Origin of the sequence: Flavobacterium aestivum (assembly GCF_026870175.2) — a bacterium.
In the GTDB taxonomy this organism is placed as follows: Bacteria; Bacteroidota; Bacteroidia; order Flavobacteriales; family Flavobacteriaceae; genus Flavobacterium; species Flavobacterium aestivum.
In genome coordinates, this window is the sequence record NZ_CP113977.2 from 1,760,808 (window position 1) to 1,777,149 (window position 16,342).

The window sequence follows — 16,342 nt, forward strand, 5'->3', positions numbered from 1 at the left end:
AAAATGGGTTTCGAAATAGATGAATACTTAGTTGGGAAGTTTTTTAAGCACTTAAAAAACAGAAAAAAAATAAGTCCCGAAATAGAAGCCAGAACGGTTACGCTTGCCGAGATAAAATCCCGTCTGACCATTATGGCACGTGCCTTGACAGGAAATCCCATAGAAATATTTCCAGCCGAAAGGGAAGGAGGATATAAAAACAATAGTTTCTTTCTCCCGATTTCGTTTGCCGAATTACCCACGCTAGAAGAGAATCTTACCTTTTATCATTTTAGAATTTTGTTTCTAAGCGTGCAGCAACGCTTAAATTACAATTGGACAGTTAATGAAGTTGAACCTGAATTACCTCTTTCGCAACAAAAGGCATTAGAAACATCTCAAGAAATTTTAGATATAGTATTCAAAGAATTCTCTTTGGATAGACAGTTTTTTGAGAATGCGAAACAGCATTTTGTTCAAAAAGTAACCGGAAAAAATGAACTGGATTTATCTTGGTTGTTTGGCAAATGGATGAAAAACGAGGTAGTGTCCGATTCTGATGAAGTACTAAAAAACTTCTCGGATGAAACTAAAAAACCAAATGAGATTCAGCCTTTAACAACGCTTAAAGCCAAAGCTGTAGAAGAAGTCATTACGGTAGAGCTAGATAAAAAGCAACAGGAGGATTATGTGATGCTGCATAATTTTGAAAAAGTAGAAACCGCCGAAGAGTTCAACGGAAACTGGCGTGATTTTGATGGATCAGATGAACTCGAAGATCATCAAGACGCTTTAGATGAATTGAATATGAAATATACGGTTCGGGTTGATGATACCTCTCACTCAGTATATCAAGCCGATTTTATTGAAAACACTACCATTTCCGAAAGTGCTGAGGTAGATGAAAAAGGTTTCCATCTCAAATATGACGAATGGGATTGTAGCAAGAATACTTATAAATATGATTTCTGTAAGGTATATCCAAAAGTACAGCTTAAAACGGATAGTGATTATTACAAAAAAACAATAGTAAAGAATGCCTCAACTCTAATGGGCTTACGCAAAATGCTGACCAATGTCAATAATAAAATGCAGCAGCAAAAAAGGCAAACCCAAGGCGATGAATTTGATATTGATGCCATAACCGATTTGTATGTCGATGTGCATTCCCGAAGAACACCATCGGATAAAATTTATGTTTCCAATCGGAAAAAAGAAAAAGATTTATCGATTCTGATTCTTCTAGATATCAGTCTTTCCAGTGACGGGTATGCTGCTGGAAACCGAGTGATAGATGTAGAGAAAGAAGTTTCTATTTTGTTCGGGGAAATTCTGAACGAGTTCAATATCGATTTTTCTATAGATAGTTTTTATTCTAAAACCAGAAATTATTCGACCTACCTAACCGTAAAGGATTTTGACGAAAATTGGAACATTGCCAAACATAAAGTAGGAGCAGTAGAACCAAGTGGTTATACCAGAATTGGAGCAGCTTTGCGACATGCAGGTGTTCGTCTTGATAAAAGAAATACCAAAAATAAATGGGTAATTCTAATCTCAGACGGAAAGCCCAATGATTATGATAAATACGAGGGGAAGTATGGTGTAAATGATGTAAAGCAAGCCCTCCGAGAACTCAATTCAAAAAATATTAATTCCTATGCATTGGCCATTGAGGCCGAAGCCAAATATTATTTGCCCCAAATGTTTGGACAAAACCACTATCAAATTCTAACAACTCCAGTTGAGTTGCTACAATCGCTAGTGAAATTATACGAGAAAATAAAACATCAAAAATAGTACAATAACCATTTTTAGATAAACCATTAAGACATTAAGTTTCATTAAGGTTAGCGCTAAAATATAGATTGAAACTTAATTTCCTTAATGCCTTAATGGTAAAAAAATAAAAAGGTCTAAAATTTAATTAAAATGACAGAAACAATAAATACCACAACATTGCTGGAAGGACATCCTGTTTGGATTTACTTTCAGGAAAAAGAATTAATCGAATCTCTTTTGGAGGAGATTAAAAATGTCAATCCATTGATTGATTTACCAAAATTCATCAACATTTTCAATCAGTTGCTTACTATTGAGAAACGATTTGAACGAAAGGAAAATCAGCTTTTCCCATTCTTGGAAAAAAAAGGATGGGTAGGACCTTCACAAGGAATGTGGTCGTTTCATGATAATTTGAGAGAACAATTCCGATTGATTCAGTATTATATCAAAATGAATAATCCTGAAAAAATATACATTAACACACCATTTTTGGTAGATGGAATTTACCGATTGTTGGGTGTTGAAGAAAATGTTTTGTTCCCAAATTCATTGGATCTTCTTGGCGAGAATGATTGGATCGAAATGCGAAAAGGGGAGGAAGAAATAGGCTGGATGTTATCACATACACCACCGCCATTCCCAAAAGTAGAATATGTGCATCCGAGTGAAGATTTTACTATTAGGGAAATGCCATTCTCTTTAGAAAACAAATCCCATTATGATGAAGGCTATATGACTGTAGAGCAAGTGAATTTATTGCTAAGAACCATGCCGTTGGACTTGACTTATGTAGATGAAAATGACAGAGTGATTTTCTATAACAGGGGAGAAGAACGTGTTTTTCCTAGAAGCGCAGGAATCATAGGACGTGAAGTAAGGTTTTGCCATCCTCCAAAAAGTGTGGGAACAGTTCTTAAAATCTTGGATGAATTTAGAAAAGGAACTCAAAATGAATCTTCGTTTTGGATTAATTACAAAGAACGTCTGATTTACATTCGCTATTTTGCTGTAAGGGATGCCAACAAAAATTACAAAGGTGTTATCGAAATGTCTCAGGATATTACCGACATCAAAAAAATTGAAGGTGAAAAAAGATTGCTGGATTGGGAGTAAGATAAATGTAGATTTTAGATTGCAGATTTCAGATTTTGGAGCAGTAAGATGAGGCATTTTCAGCAGGCATAAAAAAACCTAGATTCTAACCATAGTATACGGTTTCAACTGTTGGAAATAATAACAATCTAGCTCAGGCAAATAAGCATTATCAGTTAATCCAAAATCTAAAATTAGCAATTTAAAATAATAAAAATGGACACTTTAAAAATAAACTATAAAAGCATTTATTATCCGCCGGGAGGAATCCTGATGTGGATAATCATTTTTCTAGAACTCATAACTTTCGGGATGGCATTGGTGGCATTTGTGTATTACGGACAGGAAAATGCAGCAGTTTTTCATCATTCGCGTATGCAGTTGAATACTACTTTCGGAGCCATTAATACAGTTTTTTTGCTAACAAGTGGTTTTTTCATGGCCAGTGCGGTAGATCAATTCAAGGAAAATAATATTCAGAAATCATCGGTTTTCTTTAAGTTGGCTATGCTGGGAGGTTTTTTATTCCTAGTTCTAAAAAGCGTTGAATATTATCATAAAATAGAAAGCGGAATTTCATTAGATACCAATATGTTTTATACCTTTTATTGGTTGTTAACAGGATTTCATGTTATTCATGTCATTATTGGGCTAGTTATTTTGGGCTGGACGAATTACGGAATGACGAAGAAAAATTCCGATACCGTTCTTGAAGATGTTGAGGCTTGTGCCGCTTTTTGGCACATGTGTGATTTGATTTGGTTGCTTTTATTTCCTACACTTTATTTATTTTTTTAATAATGAAAAAAAAACTAATTTTAACCTATGTTTTACTACTATTACTGACTATTGCAACTGCTTGGATCGCTAATTTATTTACAATTTCAACACTTGTAGTTTCTTCATTAATGGTTTTGGCTGCTTTTAAATTTCTATTGGTTGCTTTTCAATTTATGGAATTAAAAAAGGCAAATTCGTTTTGGAAAATCAGTTTAATAGTGACTTTGGGATTAATTATAGTTGTTATTATAAGTCTTAAATAAGATTCATAATAAAAAGTTAAAAACATGATTTTTATCATAAAAAAGGACAAACTTGTCTTTTATCTTTACGCTATAATTTAACCGTTCATTATTATGAAAACAAAACAACAAAATGGTAAACGAATCAAGATAGGTTTAGTGGTAGGCCTAACTCTTTCGTTAGGATTATTAGCATTCAATCGATATACAGTAGGTAGTGATGCTGATACAAACAGGTATATTAAAGTAGAAGGGCAACAGGAAGCTGAATTAACAGCACCGCCATTTGTACCTAAACCTGTAGGAGACCGTGCAGCAACTAAATTAGTTGTAAACATGGAAATAAAAGAACAAGAAGGAGAAATGGCAGATGGGGTAAAATATACTTATTGGACATTCGGAGGGTCTGTACCAGGAAGTTTTATTAGAACCAGAGTTGGTGATGAAGTAGAGTTTCATTTAAAAAATCATCCGGACAATAAAATGCCTCACAATATAGATTTGCATGCGGTAACAGGGCCAGGAGGAGGAGCAACATCTTCTTTGGTAGCGCCAGGACACGAAAAAGTTTTCAATTTCAAAACTTTAAATCCAGGTTTGTATGTATACCATTGTGCTACTGCACCAGTAGGGATGCACATTGCCAACGGGATGTATGGTTTGATTTTGGTTGAACCAGAAGGAGGATTGCCACCAGTAGACAAAGAATACTATGTAATGCAGGGAGATTTCTATACCAAAGGAGCGTATGGAGAGCAAGGTTCACAACCTTTTGATATGAATAAAGCCATAAAAGAAGAACCAGATTATGTAGTTTTCAATGGAAAAGTGGGAGCTATGACAGGAGATAAAGCAATCACTGCTAAAGTTGGGGAAACAGTTCGTATTTATATGGGTAATGGCGGACCAAACTTGGTATCTTCTTTCCACGTAATTGGGGAAATTTTTGATAAAGTACACGTTGAAGGTGGAGATATAATAAATAAAAATGTGCAAACTACTATGATACCAGCAGGAGGATCAGCTATTGTTGAGTTTAAAGTAGATGTTCCCGGAACATTTATTCTAGTAGATCACTCTATCTTTAGAGCTTTCAATAAAGGTGCCCTAGGAATGCTAAAAGTAGAAGGAGAAGGAAACAAAGAAGTATACTCTGGAACGACTCAAGAAGGGATTTATTTGCCAGAGGGAGGAACTATACAAAACATGCCTAAAGAAAAAACAGCTCCAAAAAGTACTGTTGCAAAAACAGTTGCTGAGCAAGTTAAATCAGGTAAAGAATTGTACGGAAGAACATGTTTTGCTTGCCACCAGCCAGAAGGACAAGGAATCCCAAATGCATTCCCTCCATTGGCCAAATCAGACTTCTTGAATGCTAATCCAGACAGAGCCATAAATGCGGTATTGCACGGATTAAGTGGAGAAATTACTGTAAATGGTAAAAAATTCAACAATGTAATGACTAGTCAAAATTTGACTGAAGAAGAAGTAGCCGATGTTTTAACTTATGTTTATAACAGTTGGGGAAATAACAAAACAGTTATTAGTCCTGCAAGAGTAAAAGGAGTTAAATCTAAACCAGCTCCAAAAGCTGCAGCTGCAGAACATTAAAAAAAAAAAGAATTCAAGTTTAAATAATAATTATAAAAAGTAGAAGTAATGAAAAAGTATATTTTTTGCATCGCAATGATGGGGTTCGGGTTACACGGATTTAGCCAAACCGCAGCTAAAGGTAAAGTTGTTTTTGATAAAGTGTGTATAGCTTGTCACCAAGCAAATGGACAAGGGATTCCGGGAGCTTTTCCTCCATTGGCAAAGTCAGATTATCTGAATGCAAATGTAAATCGTGCTATAAAAGGAGTTGTTAAAGGTTTAAATGGACCAATTACTGTAAATGGTAAAAAATTCAATGGTGCTATGCCAGCTCAGCCTTTAAGTGACCAACAAATTGCAGATGCCTTGACTTATGTTTACTCTAGTTGGGGTAATAATAAAACAGTAGTTACACCAGCCATGGTGAAAGCTCAAAGATAACAATTAAATTAAGTAAAAAGAGTTGCTATGTTCTCATTAAAAAAAATTCAAATTTTCTTTTTATTGTTTATTTGCGTCACTCTTTATGCTCAAGAAGTTAAAATGGCAACTATAAATGGGGGGACTTTTGTCCCCCTTTATGGTGCCACTAACAAGAAACCAGTCAAAGTTACTCCTTTTAGCTTGGATGTGTACCCCGTTACCAATGCACAATATCTTACTTTCTTAAAAAAATATCCAGAGTATAGTCGCTCTAAAATGAAAGGACTATTTGCTGATAAAAGCTACTTGAATCAATGGGAAAGTGATTTTAATTACGGGAAAAAGAACTTGAGTAATGCAGCCATAACAAACGTTTCTTGGTTTGCAGCCAAGAAATATTGCGAGTGCCAAGGAAAACGCCTGCCGTCAATGGATGAATGGGAATATGTGGCCATGGCCGATGAAAAAAGAATTGATGCAAGAACCAAAGAAGAATTCAATAAATATATTCTGTCGTGGTATGAAAAGCCTAAAACGTATATGAATCCTGTTGGGCATACTTTTAAAAATTATTGGGGAGTCTATGATATGCACGGTTTGGTATGGGAATGGACTTCTGACTTCAATAGCATTTTTCTTTCAGGCGAGTCCAGAAAAGATAAAGATACTGATAAGAACCTCTTTTGCGGAAGCGGATCTGTAAATGCTACCGATTTAATGAATTATGCCGCTTTTATGCGCTATGCTTTTAGAGGCAGCCTCAAAGCAAGTTATAGTTCCCGCAATCTTGGGTTTAGATGTGCCAAAGACCTGAAATAATGCTGGAATAATTTTAAATAAAAAAATATGAAAAAGTTAATTTTAGGGATGATATTGTTGTGCTCTGCATTACAAAGCTGTAATACGAAGGTAGATGCACAAGTATCATCAAAAACTAATAAAATATCCGAACTATCCATTTACAATTTGCCCTCCAAATGGACCAATCAAGATGGTAAAGATATCGAAATGAAAGACTTGAAAGGGAAAGTACTTGTAATGGTCATGATTTACACCTCATGTAAAGCAGCTTGCCCCCGTTTAGTGGCTGATATGCGCAACATTGAATCTCGCTTACCGGAAAATATCAAGGGAAATGTAAAATTAGTATTGGTAAGTATTGACCCGGAGGTAGATACACCAAAACGATTAAAAGCCTTTTCTATTGAAAATAAAATGGAAGGTGATCAATGGCTTTTCTTGCGTTCAACAGAAGAAAATACAAGAGAGTTTGCAGCAGTTTTGGCTGTTAATTATAAAAAAATATCTCCTTTAGATTTCTCTCATTCCAATATCATAAGTATCTTTAATGCCGAAGGAGAATTAGCTTACCAACAAGAAGGATTAGGCGTTAACTCGGATGAAACCATTAAAAAAATTACCGAAGAAGCGGTTAAACTTAATTAAAAATCAACAAAATGAAGATGTTTAAAAAAATGGCACTGACTGCTATAGCAATGGTCAGTATAAATACTTTTGCCCAAGAATTTGATGCGAATTTACAAATCAAACCTCGTTATGAGTTTAGAAATGGGTATAAAGCACCAATCCCTTATGGAGAAACACCAGCTCAGTTTATATCATCAAGAACACGCTTAAGCTTAAATTTTAAGCAAGATAAGTTTGTTACCAAACTGAGCATGCAAAATGTTCGTGTTTGGGGAGATGTTGCTACCAATGCAAAATCGGATGTAAACGGTATTCAAATATTTGAAGCATGGGCACAATATAATTTTGATGACAAATGGAGTACTCGTATTGGTCGTCAAGTGATTTCATATGATAATCAGCGTATCCTTGGTGAAGCTGATTGGGGGCCACAAGCACAAAGCCATGATGCTGCTTTGGTAACCTATAAAAGTAGTAAGAGCCAATTGGATATGGCAGTTGCTTATAATGCCAATGGAGAAACAGATATTGCGGTACCATATACAGTTCCCAATTACAAAGCCATGCAGTATGCCTGGTATCATACTGAGTTAGGAAAACTAAACATGAGTTTATTGTTCTTGAACACAGGCTACGAAAATAAATTGACACCTCCAATTCCAACACCAACACCTGAACTCAAAGTAGATTACATGCAAACATTTGGAACCTATATGAATACCAAAGGTACATCTTGGGATGGAAATCTTTGGTTTTATGGTCAGACTGGAAAAAACAATACATATAATGTGAGTGCTTTTGATGCTGCTCTTAATTTTAATTATGCAGTAACAGAGAAGTTCAAAGCAGGTTTTGGTTATGAATTCCTATCTGGGAAAAGTCAAGCAGATGCTAGTACAAACATAAAATCATTCTATCCTATTTTTGGAACCAACCATGGACTAAATGGCTATATGGATTATTTCTATGTAGGAAATCATAGAAATTCAGTAGGGTTGCAAGATGCATTTTTAAAGTTTGGCTACGCTGTAAATAAATGGCAGTTTGCTTTATTGCCACATGCTTTTAGTGCAGCTAATACAGTTCTGGATGCCAGCGGAAACAAAATGGACAATTATCTTGGTACGGAAATCGATTTTACAGCAGGTTATGCCGTTCATAAGTTTATAAACATTACTGGAGGTTACTCTCAAATGTTCGCTACAGATACTATGCAGAGGCTAAAAGGTGGTGATGTTGACCACACCAACAATTGGGGGTGGTTATGTATTAATGTGAATCCTCAGATTTTTTCTTTCAAATAATTTTGCCTTGTATTGCGAAAGGAGCTTCATAGAGGCTCCTTTTTTTATGCTTTACAATGTCATATTTCAGTAATCCATTCAGGATCTTCTTTGTCCAATTGTTCTTGGGAAATGATTTTTATGTCTTCATCCTCATCAACGTCTTTTACTATTTCCAATTCATTTGCATTTAAGTGCTTAATTTCATTTGGATCTACAGGTTGAAGCAAATTCATAATTTCCTTTAGCAAGTCAGCATCATCAACAGATTTTAGTTTTTCAATTATTTTTTGTTTTAATTCTAAAGTGTTCATAACGTGTGATTTTGAATAGTAAAGTTACGAAAACGAAAACCGATTGCTTGGGTTGGTGTGATGTTTTTAAATAAAAAAAAGAGTTTCAAATACCCCTTTCTTTTATGGTTGATTTATGACTTATGAGTCAATTAAAGTGTATATTTGTAATATATTTACAAATTAAAGCTTTAAGTATGTTGTTAAACTTCAGAATAGCAAATTTTAGGTCAATTAACAAAATGGTGGAATTGTCTATGATTCCTAGTGATTTGAAAAATCCTGTCAATAGAATTATGAAGACAAATCCAAATGCTACAAAAAACAAGGATTATTACGGATTAACTTCAGCTGCTATTTATGGTGCCAATGCAAGTGGGAAAAGTAATGTAATCAGGGCTCTTCATGAGTTTAAAGAATATATTAGGAATTCTACAGATAATAAACCAAATGATACTATAAAATTGTTTAGCCCATTTAGGTTATGTGAAAAAAACATGTTGGAACCATCCTGTTTTTCAATTGATATCTTAATTGAAAATGTTTTATATATGTATTCTGTTGAAGTTTTTCAAAAAGAAGTTATAAATGAATCACTTTTTTTCTATCCAAAGGGATTGAAAGTTAAAGTTTTTGAAAGATATAGACAAGAATTTACTAAAGGGAATGGTTATGAAGGAATTTTTGAGACTATTAAACAGCGTACAACTGAAAATCAATTGTTTTTGAGTAAAGCAGCAATTGAAAATATTGAAATTGCCAAAAGTGTTTATGAGAGGCTCTCTATGTTGCTTGTATTTACGACAGATCTTTTTCATTCTGAGAGATTTAATAGAGCTGCAAATAAACATCTTTTTAGTGGTTTTGAGGGGGAGAGTTTAATTCTAAGTTTATCAAAATCTTTAATACAGAAGTTGGATACACAAGTTGTTGATTTTGAAGAAAAAGATGGTGTAATAAAAACTATTCATTTAAATGATAAGAGCGAGAGGATTGAATTCGAATTCTCTGATGAGTCTTCTGGAACACAACGAGCTATTTCTTTCTCTCCTTTAATTTTTATGGCTTTAAGATATGGGGATATTATTGTAGCCGATGAATTTGAGAGAAGTTTACACCCTGAAATTGCACAATATATTTTAAGGTTATTTAACGATCCAGAAGTGAATACAAAAGGTGCACAATTTATATTTGCAACTCATGATACGACTCTATTAAGTCCTGGAAATAACTTGCGGCGAGATCAAATCAATTTAATTGAGAAAAATTCCAAAGGTGAAACAGAATTATATACTGTTTCCGATATTAAAGGAATTAGAGAAGGGAATTTTGAAAAATGGTATTTGGAAGGTAGATTAGGTGCTGTACCTAATATTGCAAGAGAAACTTTTAGGCATGAATTAATTGAGTTTATAAATTCATAATTATGGCTAAAAGACCCAATAATACTTTTAAAGCAAGAGAGTTTAAATCTAAAGTTTTGATTCTCTGTGAAGGATTGACTGAGAAAAATTATTTTAATGCAATGAAAGAGGATTTTCGTTTGTCAAAAACAATTGCTGTAAATGTTTTTCAAAGTAATAAAGTAGATTGCAAAGGAGTTGTTGAAGAGGCAATAAAGAAAGCTAAGCGAGATGGATTTGGTGAAATATTCGTGGTTTTCGATCATGATAATCAGGCAAAAAGAGATGAAGCTTTCAGGTTAGCATCGGATAAAAATATTAAAGTGATTTTTTCTAGTATTTGTTTTGAGTCTTGGTATTTGTATCATTTTAAAAATTCCACAAAGGCATTTGCATCAGAAGAAGTCCTAGAAAAAGAATTAAAGAAATGTATTGGTATGGAAAATTATGAGAAAAACGATTTTAAACATTATTCGATATTAAAAGATAAGTTGACCATTGCTAAATCAAATGCTGAAAATATTAGATTGTCTGTTGTTGAAAATAATTATGGTGTTGAAATTTTTAATTTAAATCCATATACTAACGTTGATGAATTGGTACTATTTTTAGAAAATCAAAAACAATAAAAAAAGGAGTTTCAAATTTGAAACTCCTTTAAAGTATAAGAACGAATAGAAATTTACTCCACCAATTCAACCATTTTATATTCTCCTTCAACGAGAACTTTAGTCAAACCATGCTTAGATAAATTTTTCATTGATGCATCCCATTTTTTACCGCTTAAATTCGCAGTAATTTTTAGTTGCTGAAGATCCATTTTATTTTCATTTCCTTTCAATAAGTCTACGATAAATTTCTCTTCGTCTGATAATTCAATTGTCTGTTTTTTCTCCGGACGCATTTGAGGGAAGAACAATACTTCTTGAATCGATGCATTGTTGGTCAGGAACATCATCAAACGGTCCATTCCAATTCCTAAACCAGAGGTTGGAGGCATACCGTATTCTAATGCTCTCAAGAAATCCTCATCAATTGTACCAGTAGCTTCATCATCACCTTTTTCAGCCAATCGCATTTGGTCTTCAAAACGCTCTCTTTGGTCAATAGGGTCATTCAATTCAGAGTAAGCATTTGCTACTTCTTTACCACAAACCATCAATTCAAAACGTTCAGTCAAATCTGGATTGTCACGGTGTTGTTTACAAAGCGGAGACATTTCCTTTGGATAATCTGTGATGAATGTTGGCTGAATGTAATTTCCTTCGCATTTAGCGCCAAAAATTTCATCAATCAATTTTCCTTTACCCATTGTTTTGTCTACTTCAATTCCCATTCCTTTAGCAGCTTCATATAATTCAGCTTCGCTTTTTCCGGAAATATCAAAACCAGTAAAATGTTTGATAGAATCTGTCATTGTAACGCGAGCGTAAGGCGCTTTGAAGTTGATTTTATGTTCTCCAAAAGTTGCTTCGCTGGTACCATTTACACCAATAGCGCAATGTTCCAACAAGTTTTCGGTAAAATCCATCATCCAGTTGTAGTCTTTGTAGGCTACATATATTTCCATTGCGGTAAATTCTGGGTTGTGAGTTCTGTCCATTCCTTCGTTACGGAAGTTTTTAGAAAACTCATACACACCGTCAAAACCACCAACAATCAATCTTTTTAAATACAATTCATTAGCAATACGCATGTATAGCGGAATGTCAAGCGAGTTGTGATGCGTGATAAAAGGTCTTGCCGCAGCACCACCAGGGATAGATTGCAAAACAGGAGTTTCAACCTCCAAATATCCTTTATCATTAAAGAAAGAACGCATCGAGTTGAACAATTTTGTTCTCTTGATAAACGTTTCTTTCACATTTTGATTCACTGTCAAATCCACATAACGCATTCTGTAACGCAATTCGGCGTCGTTAAAAGCATCAAATACTTTTCCGTCTTCGTCCACTTTTGGTAGAGGTAACGGACGTAACGTTTTGCTCAAGAAAGTAAATCCGCTTACACGAATACATTTCGCACCTACTTGCGTGGTAAACAATTCTCCTTCAATACCAATAAAATCACCTAAATCGGTCAGTTTTTTAAATACCTGATTGTATAACGTTTTATCATCACCTTCACACAAAACATCACGATTCACGTATAACTGAATACGTCCTTCGCTATCCTGTAATTCGGCGAAACAAGCTTTCCCTTGATCTCTAACACTCATCAAACGTCCGGCAACAATCACCTTCTTACCTTCTTCAAAGTTTTCTTTTACTTGCTTTGAAGTATGATTTACAGGAAAAAGATTAGCAGGATAAGGGTTAATTCCCAAATTGCGTAAGTTTTGAAGTTTTTCTCTACGGATAATTTCTTGTTCGGATAATGCCATTTCGTTCTGATTTTTAAGTGCGCAAAGATAACAAATTGATTGCAGATTTCAGAATGCAGGTTTTAGATTTTTTGGAGCAGAAATTTTAGTCTTTTCCTCAACATTTCACCTGCTGTCCACTGTATTCCCGATTAATAAAAACTACGGCTAAAAAGCCTTGTTTTTCTAAATCGGGAGATGCCGTTTCCATCAGGGCTATTTTACAAGTTTAGTTTTTATAAGATCTTTAGTTGTATTTTATTGTAAAAAAACAATGCAAAATTCCGCACAAAATACTGTAACTTCGTTTTCAGAAAAACTCAGAAATTTAGTATCTCTACATCTTAGCCCCCACAAAAGAACATGAAATTACCTTTTTTTATACTTTTAATTTTTCTAACCGTAAGTTGTCAAGTTACCGAAACCCTTCATCTTAATTCCGATGGAAGCGGAAATATTGAGGTTACTCATTTGAGAGATGAACACAGCTATATGCAAATTGCAAGGGAAAACTATTCTAAGGAAGATGTATACAAAGACACGACCTACGTTTTTGGAGATTTTATCAAGAAACATCAAGAAACTTTTTCGAGAACACCTGTGGCCGACCAAAAAGTATTCTTGAAGTACTCAGGTGTAAAAGTTCATACAAAAGCAAGTTCTTATGATAAAGAATTTAGGTCTATCTATAGCCAGAATTTCCAAAAAGCATCTGATATTGTTGATCTTTCTAAAACGGACCATTATTTAGATGATATTAAAAATAATTATGCTTTGGCTGCCGAAGAGCATTATTACAGAGTAAATTACGATTTTGCAGGCAATCGTTTCAACAGAACCGTAACAATTATAGATACAGTAATACAAAAAAAGGAATTTGATAAAATAGAAGAGTTAAAAGCGAAATACAAAGGCTATAAACTAGTCCAGAATTATGTTCTGAGCTATCATTTTCCTCGAAAAATACAATCAGTTTCCAATCCACTGGCAAAAATTAACGAAGACCGGAAATCACTTTCGATAGAATTTCTATTAACCGATTGTTTGCAAAATCCAGCTAGTACAAATTTAGAAGTGGTTTTAGAACCAGAATCAGCTGATTAAAAAAAGCAACACTTACAAAGTTATTTAAAACCATGTAAGTGTTGCTTTTTTGAAATGCTAAAGATATTGAAATTAGGAGCAGGGGAGTCTGCCCATTAATTTCTTACTTATGTGCTTGTTTTATTTTTGCTCAGCAATTGTTGATTTATTAAGCTTAATGATTCTTATTTTTTGGGCTTTATTATCTGCTAAAAAAAGACGATCATCAACTTGTGCGATGCCAACAATATCTCCAAAAGGATTTGCACCCATAATATCAGATGCATTTATTCTTGGATTATAGGTTTTACCAATGAATTCTTCTTTAGGATAAATACGAAGGTAATTTAAATCTCCAACGTTTTCCGAAGTAACAGCCCATTCATTACTAAATGATATAGCAATAGGTTTTGCATCTGTAAATGGTTTCGTTGTTGGGGTTATTGGGGTAGTAAGTGAACTTGCGGCGTTCTTTCTAATATCCTCAATATTATAAAATAAATAGTCTTTTGCATTTCTTCCGGCTACAACCAAGTTTCCAGATGCAACATCCATCGAATAAATTTCGTCAAAACCTTGTAAGGTGTTTAATTTGGCAATGGGAGTCAAATTCCAATTGCTTGTATCTGTGATTTGCGATGTCTCGAAAACCTTAATGGAGGTTTCTTTTTCTTTGATAAATAAAAGTCCGTCTTTTACAGTAACACCAAAAACATGTACAAAGGTTTGCCACCATTGTCCATTTCCAACAGTGTTTATTCCAAGATTTGTGATTTCATCAATTACAAAAAGTCTTGAATCGACACTTCCAATATATATGCGTCCATTATCAATACATACTGATGAAAGTTTGGTTAGCGGAATTATGGTAGTTCCTTTGGTGTACTCTTTAATTGTTTTTATGTAAGATAAAGTTTTAGCATTAAAAACCTCAAGCACATCACCATTACAGATGTACAATTTATCGTTTGCTACAGCTATCCCTTTAGGATTTAATGTTCCAGTTCCGTCACCAATTTGTTTTGCTGTAATTGTAGCTTCATCCGACGGGTAGTAATACGTATAATTTGTTGGATCAGCAGTCTGGTCAGAATCCTTGCTGCAATTTGTAAAAGTGCAAAGCAATAGTATAAAAAAAGCTATTTTGTTCATGTAGGTATATTTTGTTAATTCCATTTTCCTAGTCCTTTATATTTCATCAAGAAAGGGTTTTTGGGATCAATTGTAAAAACTGGTTTTTTATAAGCTTTACTCAAGTAATTAGTTTTACTCCATCCCTTTAGTACTTCAGGATCGGTAAATGGTAGGTCATTTAAGTATATTAAGTATTTATAAAAATGGGTAAGCATTTCTTGTTGTCCGCCACCTTCTCCACTATTGCATAAATTGCTGCTATGGCTGTAACCGGTGTGATGAGAATACTCATGTGACCAAACAGACATTTCGCCAGTCCAGTGTCCAGTTATATAACCAGATTCCCATTGAGAGGCTAAAGGACCACCTCCCCAAGCTGAGTCACCCCCTACCATTGCCATATAAAGAGATCTGTCATCAACGTATTTCCAATATTGTTGCTCAATTTCGGCTTTAGAAAAATAATCGTAAACTCCATTGACATCATCAGCATTTCCATGCCAATTGATAGCTCCATTTATTGCAGTTCCGGCTAGAGCAGCTTGCTCTTGTTTGTATTTATCGAAATTGATAAAAGTTTCATAATACAAAGGATGGCTTAATGCATAGGAGTAGTTGATGATCATTGTTATTGCCTCTTTGGCCAAAACAGGGTTCATTGGTAAAAATTTGCCAGGTTCACTTAAATGATACCCATCATGAAATTGTACCAATTGTGAAGACTTTATTCTTTTGAATTTAGCAAATAAAGGATCAGTTGATTCTATTGAGAATTCTATTGCACCAGAAGAGAAACCGTCAATTTTATCAATCGTAACGGCATTACCAGTTTCAAGTAAATAATCATTTTTTCCAGCCACTAAAGGAATTTGGTGAAACGAACGATGGAAAGCTGGGATTTTTGTAAAATGATAGATTAAGAATCGTTTGTCATAGTTGCCCAATTTGGCATAGATTTTTACATCCGAAAGTCCAACTGGAGAATAAAGAGATATTTGAACCGAATCTTTTCCTTTTTGAATTATTTGCAACGGCTGGTTTATGCGAAACCAACGATCTTTTTTGTCATACATTTTTGAAGGACTTTCGGCATCCTCAAACATAGTCATTGGTCGGTTTCCTATCGGTAAATTTGTTGCGTCAATGCTTGATAAATAATTAGGCTTGTAATCAGCGTATTGAGTTTCGTTATCACAGCTGGTAAGCATGACAAAAGCAGACAATAATAAATTGGCAAAGAGCCATTTTTTGACGTTTGGGGTCATTTAAACAAGATTAGGGGTTATTGTGTTTTGGAATAAAAAAAGTGTAAATGTCTTCTCTTTTTTAAAAATAAAAAACTTTTTTTGTGTTTATTTAGCTATTAATGCAAAAAAGCGAGAGTATTGTTTGTCTAGATAGCAAGTATATTCGGGACTATTACATATTGTTTAAGCTTTGTAGTTTACGTTTCGGTTTTTAT

Annotated in this window: 15 protein-coding genes and 1 pseudogene; 12 read left to right on the top strand and 4 right to left on the bottom strand. The window is 34.2% G+C overall.

Features of this window, described 5'->3' with window-relative positions:
• The first annotated feature begins 3 nt into the window (after positions 1-3).
• From OZP08_RS07730 to OZP08_RS07770, 9 genes and pseudogenes are all read left to right on the top strand, one after another.
• Positions 4-1,779 carry a nitric oxide reductase activation protein NorD gene (locus tag OZP08_RS07730; RefSeq protein WP_281323393.1) on the top strand — a complete coding sequence of 592 codons (1,776 nt, stop codon included), beginning with the start codon at positions 4-6 and terminating at the stop codon, positions 1,777-1,779.
• Positions 1,780-1,911: 132 nt separating this feature from the next.
• Positions 1,912-2,877 carry a DUF438 domain-containing protein gene (locus OZP08_RS07735; RefSeq protein ID WP_281323394.1) on the top strand — a complete coding sequence of 322 codons (966 nt, stop codon included), beginning with the start codon at positions 1,912-1,914 and terminating at the stop codon, positions 2,875-2,877.
• A 195-nt stretch (positions 2,878-3,072) separates the two neighbouring features.
• The gene (locus OZP08_RS07740) at positions 3,073-3,654 is read left to right on the top strand and encodes a cytochrome c oxidase subunit 3 (protein ID WP_268849051.1); all 582 of its coding nucleotides are present in this window, start codon (positions 3,073-3,075) and stop codon (positions 3,652-3,654) included.
• Positions 3,655-3,656: 2 nt separating this feature from the next.
• Positions 3,657-3,899, top strand: a complete 243-nt coding sequence (locus OZP08_RS07745; protein WP_281323395.1) for a cytochrome C oxidase subunit IV family protein — start codon at positions 3,657-3,659, stop codon at positions 3,897-3,899.
• 93 nt (positions 3,900-3,992) lie between these two features.
• Complete coding sequence (gene nirK, locus OZP08_RS07750) at positions 3,993-5,489, top strand: copper-containing nitrite reductase (protein WP_268849052.1); 1,497 nt, start codon at positions 3,993-3,995, stop codon at positions 5,487-5,489.
• 102 nt (positions 5,490-5,591) lie between these two features.
• A pseudogene (locus OZP08_RS07755) lies at positions 5,592-5,912 on the top strand (c-type cytochrome); the annotation flags it as partial.
• A gap of 27 nt (positions 5,913-5,939) precedes the next feature.
• The gene (locus tag OZP08_RS07760; protein WP_432419630.1) at positions 5,940-6,713 is read left to right on the top strand and encodes a formylglycine-generating enzyme family protein; all 774 of its coding nucleotides are present in this window, start codon (positions 5,940-5,942) and stop codon (positions 6,711-6,713) included.
• 27 nt (positions 6,714-6,740) lie between these two features.
• Complete coding sequence (locus OZP08_RS07765; protein WP_268849054.1) at positions 6,741-7,340, top strand: SCO family protein; 600 nt, start codon at positions 6,741-6,743, stop codon at positions 7,338-7,340.
• 11 nt (positions 7,341-7,351) lie between these two features.
• On the top strand, positions 7,352-8,626 hold the full coding sequence (locus OZP08_RS07770) for an alginate export family protein (protein WP_268849055.1): 1,275 nt from the start codon (positions 7,352-7,354) through the stop codon (positions 8,624-8,626).
• A gap of 59 nt (positions 8,627-8,685) precedes the next feature.
• Here the strand turns inward: OZP08_RS07770 and OZP08_RS07775 are convergent, their stop codons facing one another.
• Entirely contained in the window at positions 8,686-8,919 is a 234-nt protein-coding gene (locus tag OZP08_RS07775; RefSeq protein ID WP_268849056.1) for a hypothetical protein, read from the bottom strand.
• Between the two features lie 275 nt (positions 8,920-9,194).
• On the opposite strand from OZP08_RS07775, the gene OZP08_RS07780 reads away from it, so the two are divergent.
• Together OZP08_RS07780 and OZP08_RS07785 are read left to right on the top strand one after the other, a co-directional pair.
• The gene (locus OZP08_RS07780; RefSeq protein ID WP_281323396.1) at positions 9,195-10,322 is read left to right on the top strand and encodes an AAA family ATPase; all 1,128 of its coding nucleotides are present in this window, start codon (positions 9,195-9,197) and stop codon (positions 10,320-10,322) included.
• Positions 10,323-10,423: 101 nt separating this feature from the next.
• Entirely contained in the window at positions 10,424-10,930 is a 507-nt protein-coding gene (locus OZP08_RS07785) for an RloB family protein (protein WP_281323397.1), read from the top strand.
• Between the two features lie 53 nt (positions 10,931-10,983).
• On the opposite strand, the gene lysS is transcribed toward OZP08_RS07785, so the two are convergent.
• Positions 10,984-12,684: a lysine--tRNA ligase gene (gene lysS, locus OZP08_RS07790; RefSeq protein WP_281323398.1), complete on the bottom strand. Its 1,701-nt coding sequence runs from the start codon at positions 12,682-12,684 to the stop codon at positions 10,984-10,986.
• A 342-nt stretch (positions 12,685-13,026) separates the two neighbouring features.
• Between lysS and OZP08_RS07795 the strand changes: the two genes are divergently transcribed.
• Positions 13,027-13,767 carry a hypothetical protein gene (locus OZP08_RS07795; RefSeq protein WP_281323399.1) on the top strand — a complete coding sequence of 247 codons (741 nt, stop codon included), beginning with the start codon at positions 13,027-13,029 and terminating at the stop codon, positions 13,765-13,767.
• Positions 13,768-13,887: 120 nt separating this feature from the next.
• Here OZP08_RS07795 and OZP08_RS07800 read toward each other — a convergent pair whose 3' ends face one another.
• Positions 13,888-14,922: an NHL repeat-containing protein gene (locus OZP08_RS07800; RefSeq protein ID WP_281323400.1), complete on the bottom strand. Its 1,035-nt coding sequence runs from the start codon at positions 14,920-14,922 to the stop codon at positions 13,888-13,890.
• On the bottom strand, positions 14,913-16,145 hold the full coding sequence (locus OZP08_RS07805) for a hypothetical protein (RefSeq protein WP_268849065.1): 1,233 nt from the start codon (positions 16,143-16,145) through the stop codon (positions 14,913-14,915). Before OZP08_RS07805 ends, OZP08_RS07800 begins: the two co-directional genes overlap by 10 nt.
• Positions 16,146-16,342 lie beyond the last annotated feature (197 nt).

Bases quoted from the DNA above. Each gene is read 5' to 3' on its own strand.
- OZP08_RS07730 (WP_281323393.1), top strand. From the start codon at position 4: ATGGGTTTCGAAATAGATGAATACTTAGTTGGGAAGTTTTTTAAGCAC.
- OZP08_RS07735 (WP_281323394.1), top strand. From the start codon at position 1,912: ATGACAGAAACAATAAATACCACAACATTGCTGGAAGGACATCCTGTT.
- OZP08_RS07740 (WP_268849051.1), top strand. From the start codon at position 3,073: ATGGACACTTTAAAAATAAACTATAAAAGCATTTATTATCCGCCGGGA.
- OZP08_RS07745 (WP_281323395.1), top strand. From the start codon at position 3,657: ATGAAAAAAAAACTAATTTTAACCTATGTTTTACTACTATTACTGACT.
- nirK (WP_268849052.1), top strand. From the start codon at position 3,993: ATGAAAACAAAACAACAAAATGGTAAACGAATCAAGATAGGTTTAGTG.
- OZP08_RS07760 (WP_432419630.1), top strand. From the start codon at position 5,940: ATGTTCTCATTAAAAAAAATTCAAATTTTCTTTTTATTGTTTATTTGC.
- OZP08_RS07765 (WP_268849054.1), top strand. From the start codon at position 6,741: ATGAAAAAGTTAATTTTAGGGATGATATTGTTGTGCTCTGCATTACAA.
- OZP08_RS07770 (WP_268849055.1), top strand. From the start codon at position 7,352: ATGAAGATGTTTAAAAAAATGGCACTGACTGCTATAGCAATGGTCAGT.
- OZP08_RS07775 (WP_268849056.1), bottom strand. From the start codon at position 8,919: ATGAACACTTTAGAATTAAAACAAAAAATAATTGAAAAACTAAAATCT.
- OZP08_RS07780 (WP_281323396.1), top strand. From the start codon at position 9,195: ATGAAGACAAATCCAAATGCTACAAAAAACAAGGATTATTACGGATTA.
- OZP08_RS07785 (WP_281323397.1), top strand. From the start codon at position 10,424: ATGAAAGAGGATTTTCGTTTGTCAAAAACAATTGCTGTAAATGTTTTT.
- lysS (WP_281323398.1), bottom strand. From the start codon at position 12,684: ATGGCATTATCCGAACAAGAAATTATCCGTAGAGAAAAACTTCAAAAC.
- OZP08_RS07795 (WP_281323399.1), top strand. From the start codon at position 13,027: ATGAAATTACCTTTTTTTATACTTTTAATTTTTCTAACCGTAAGTTGT.
- OZP08_RS07800 (WP_281323400.1), bottom strand. From the start codon at position 14,922: ATGGAATTAACAAAATATACCTACATGAACAAAATAGCTTTTTTTATA.
- OZP08_RS07805 (WP_268849065.1), bottom strand. From the start codon at position 16,145: ATGACCCCAAACGTCAAAAAATGGCTCTTTGCCAATTTATTATTGTCT.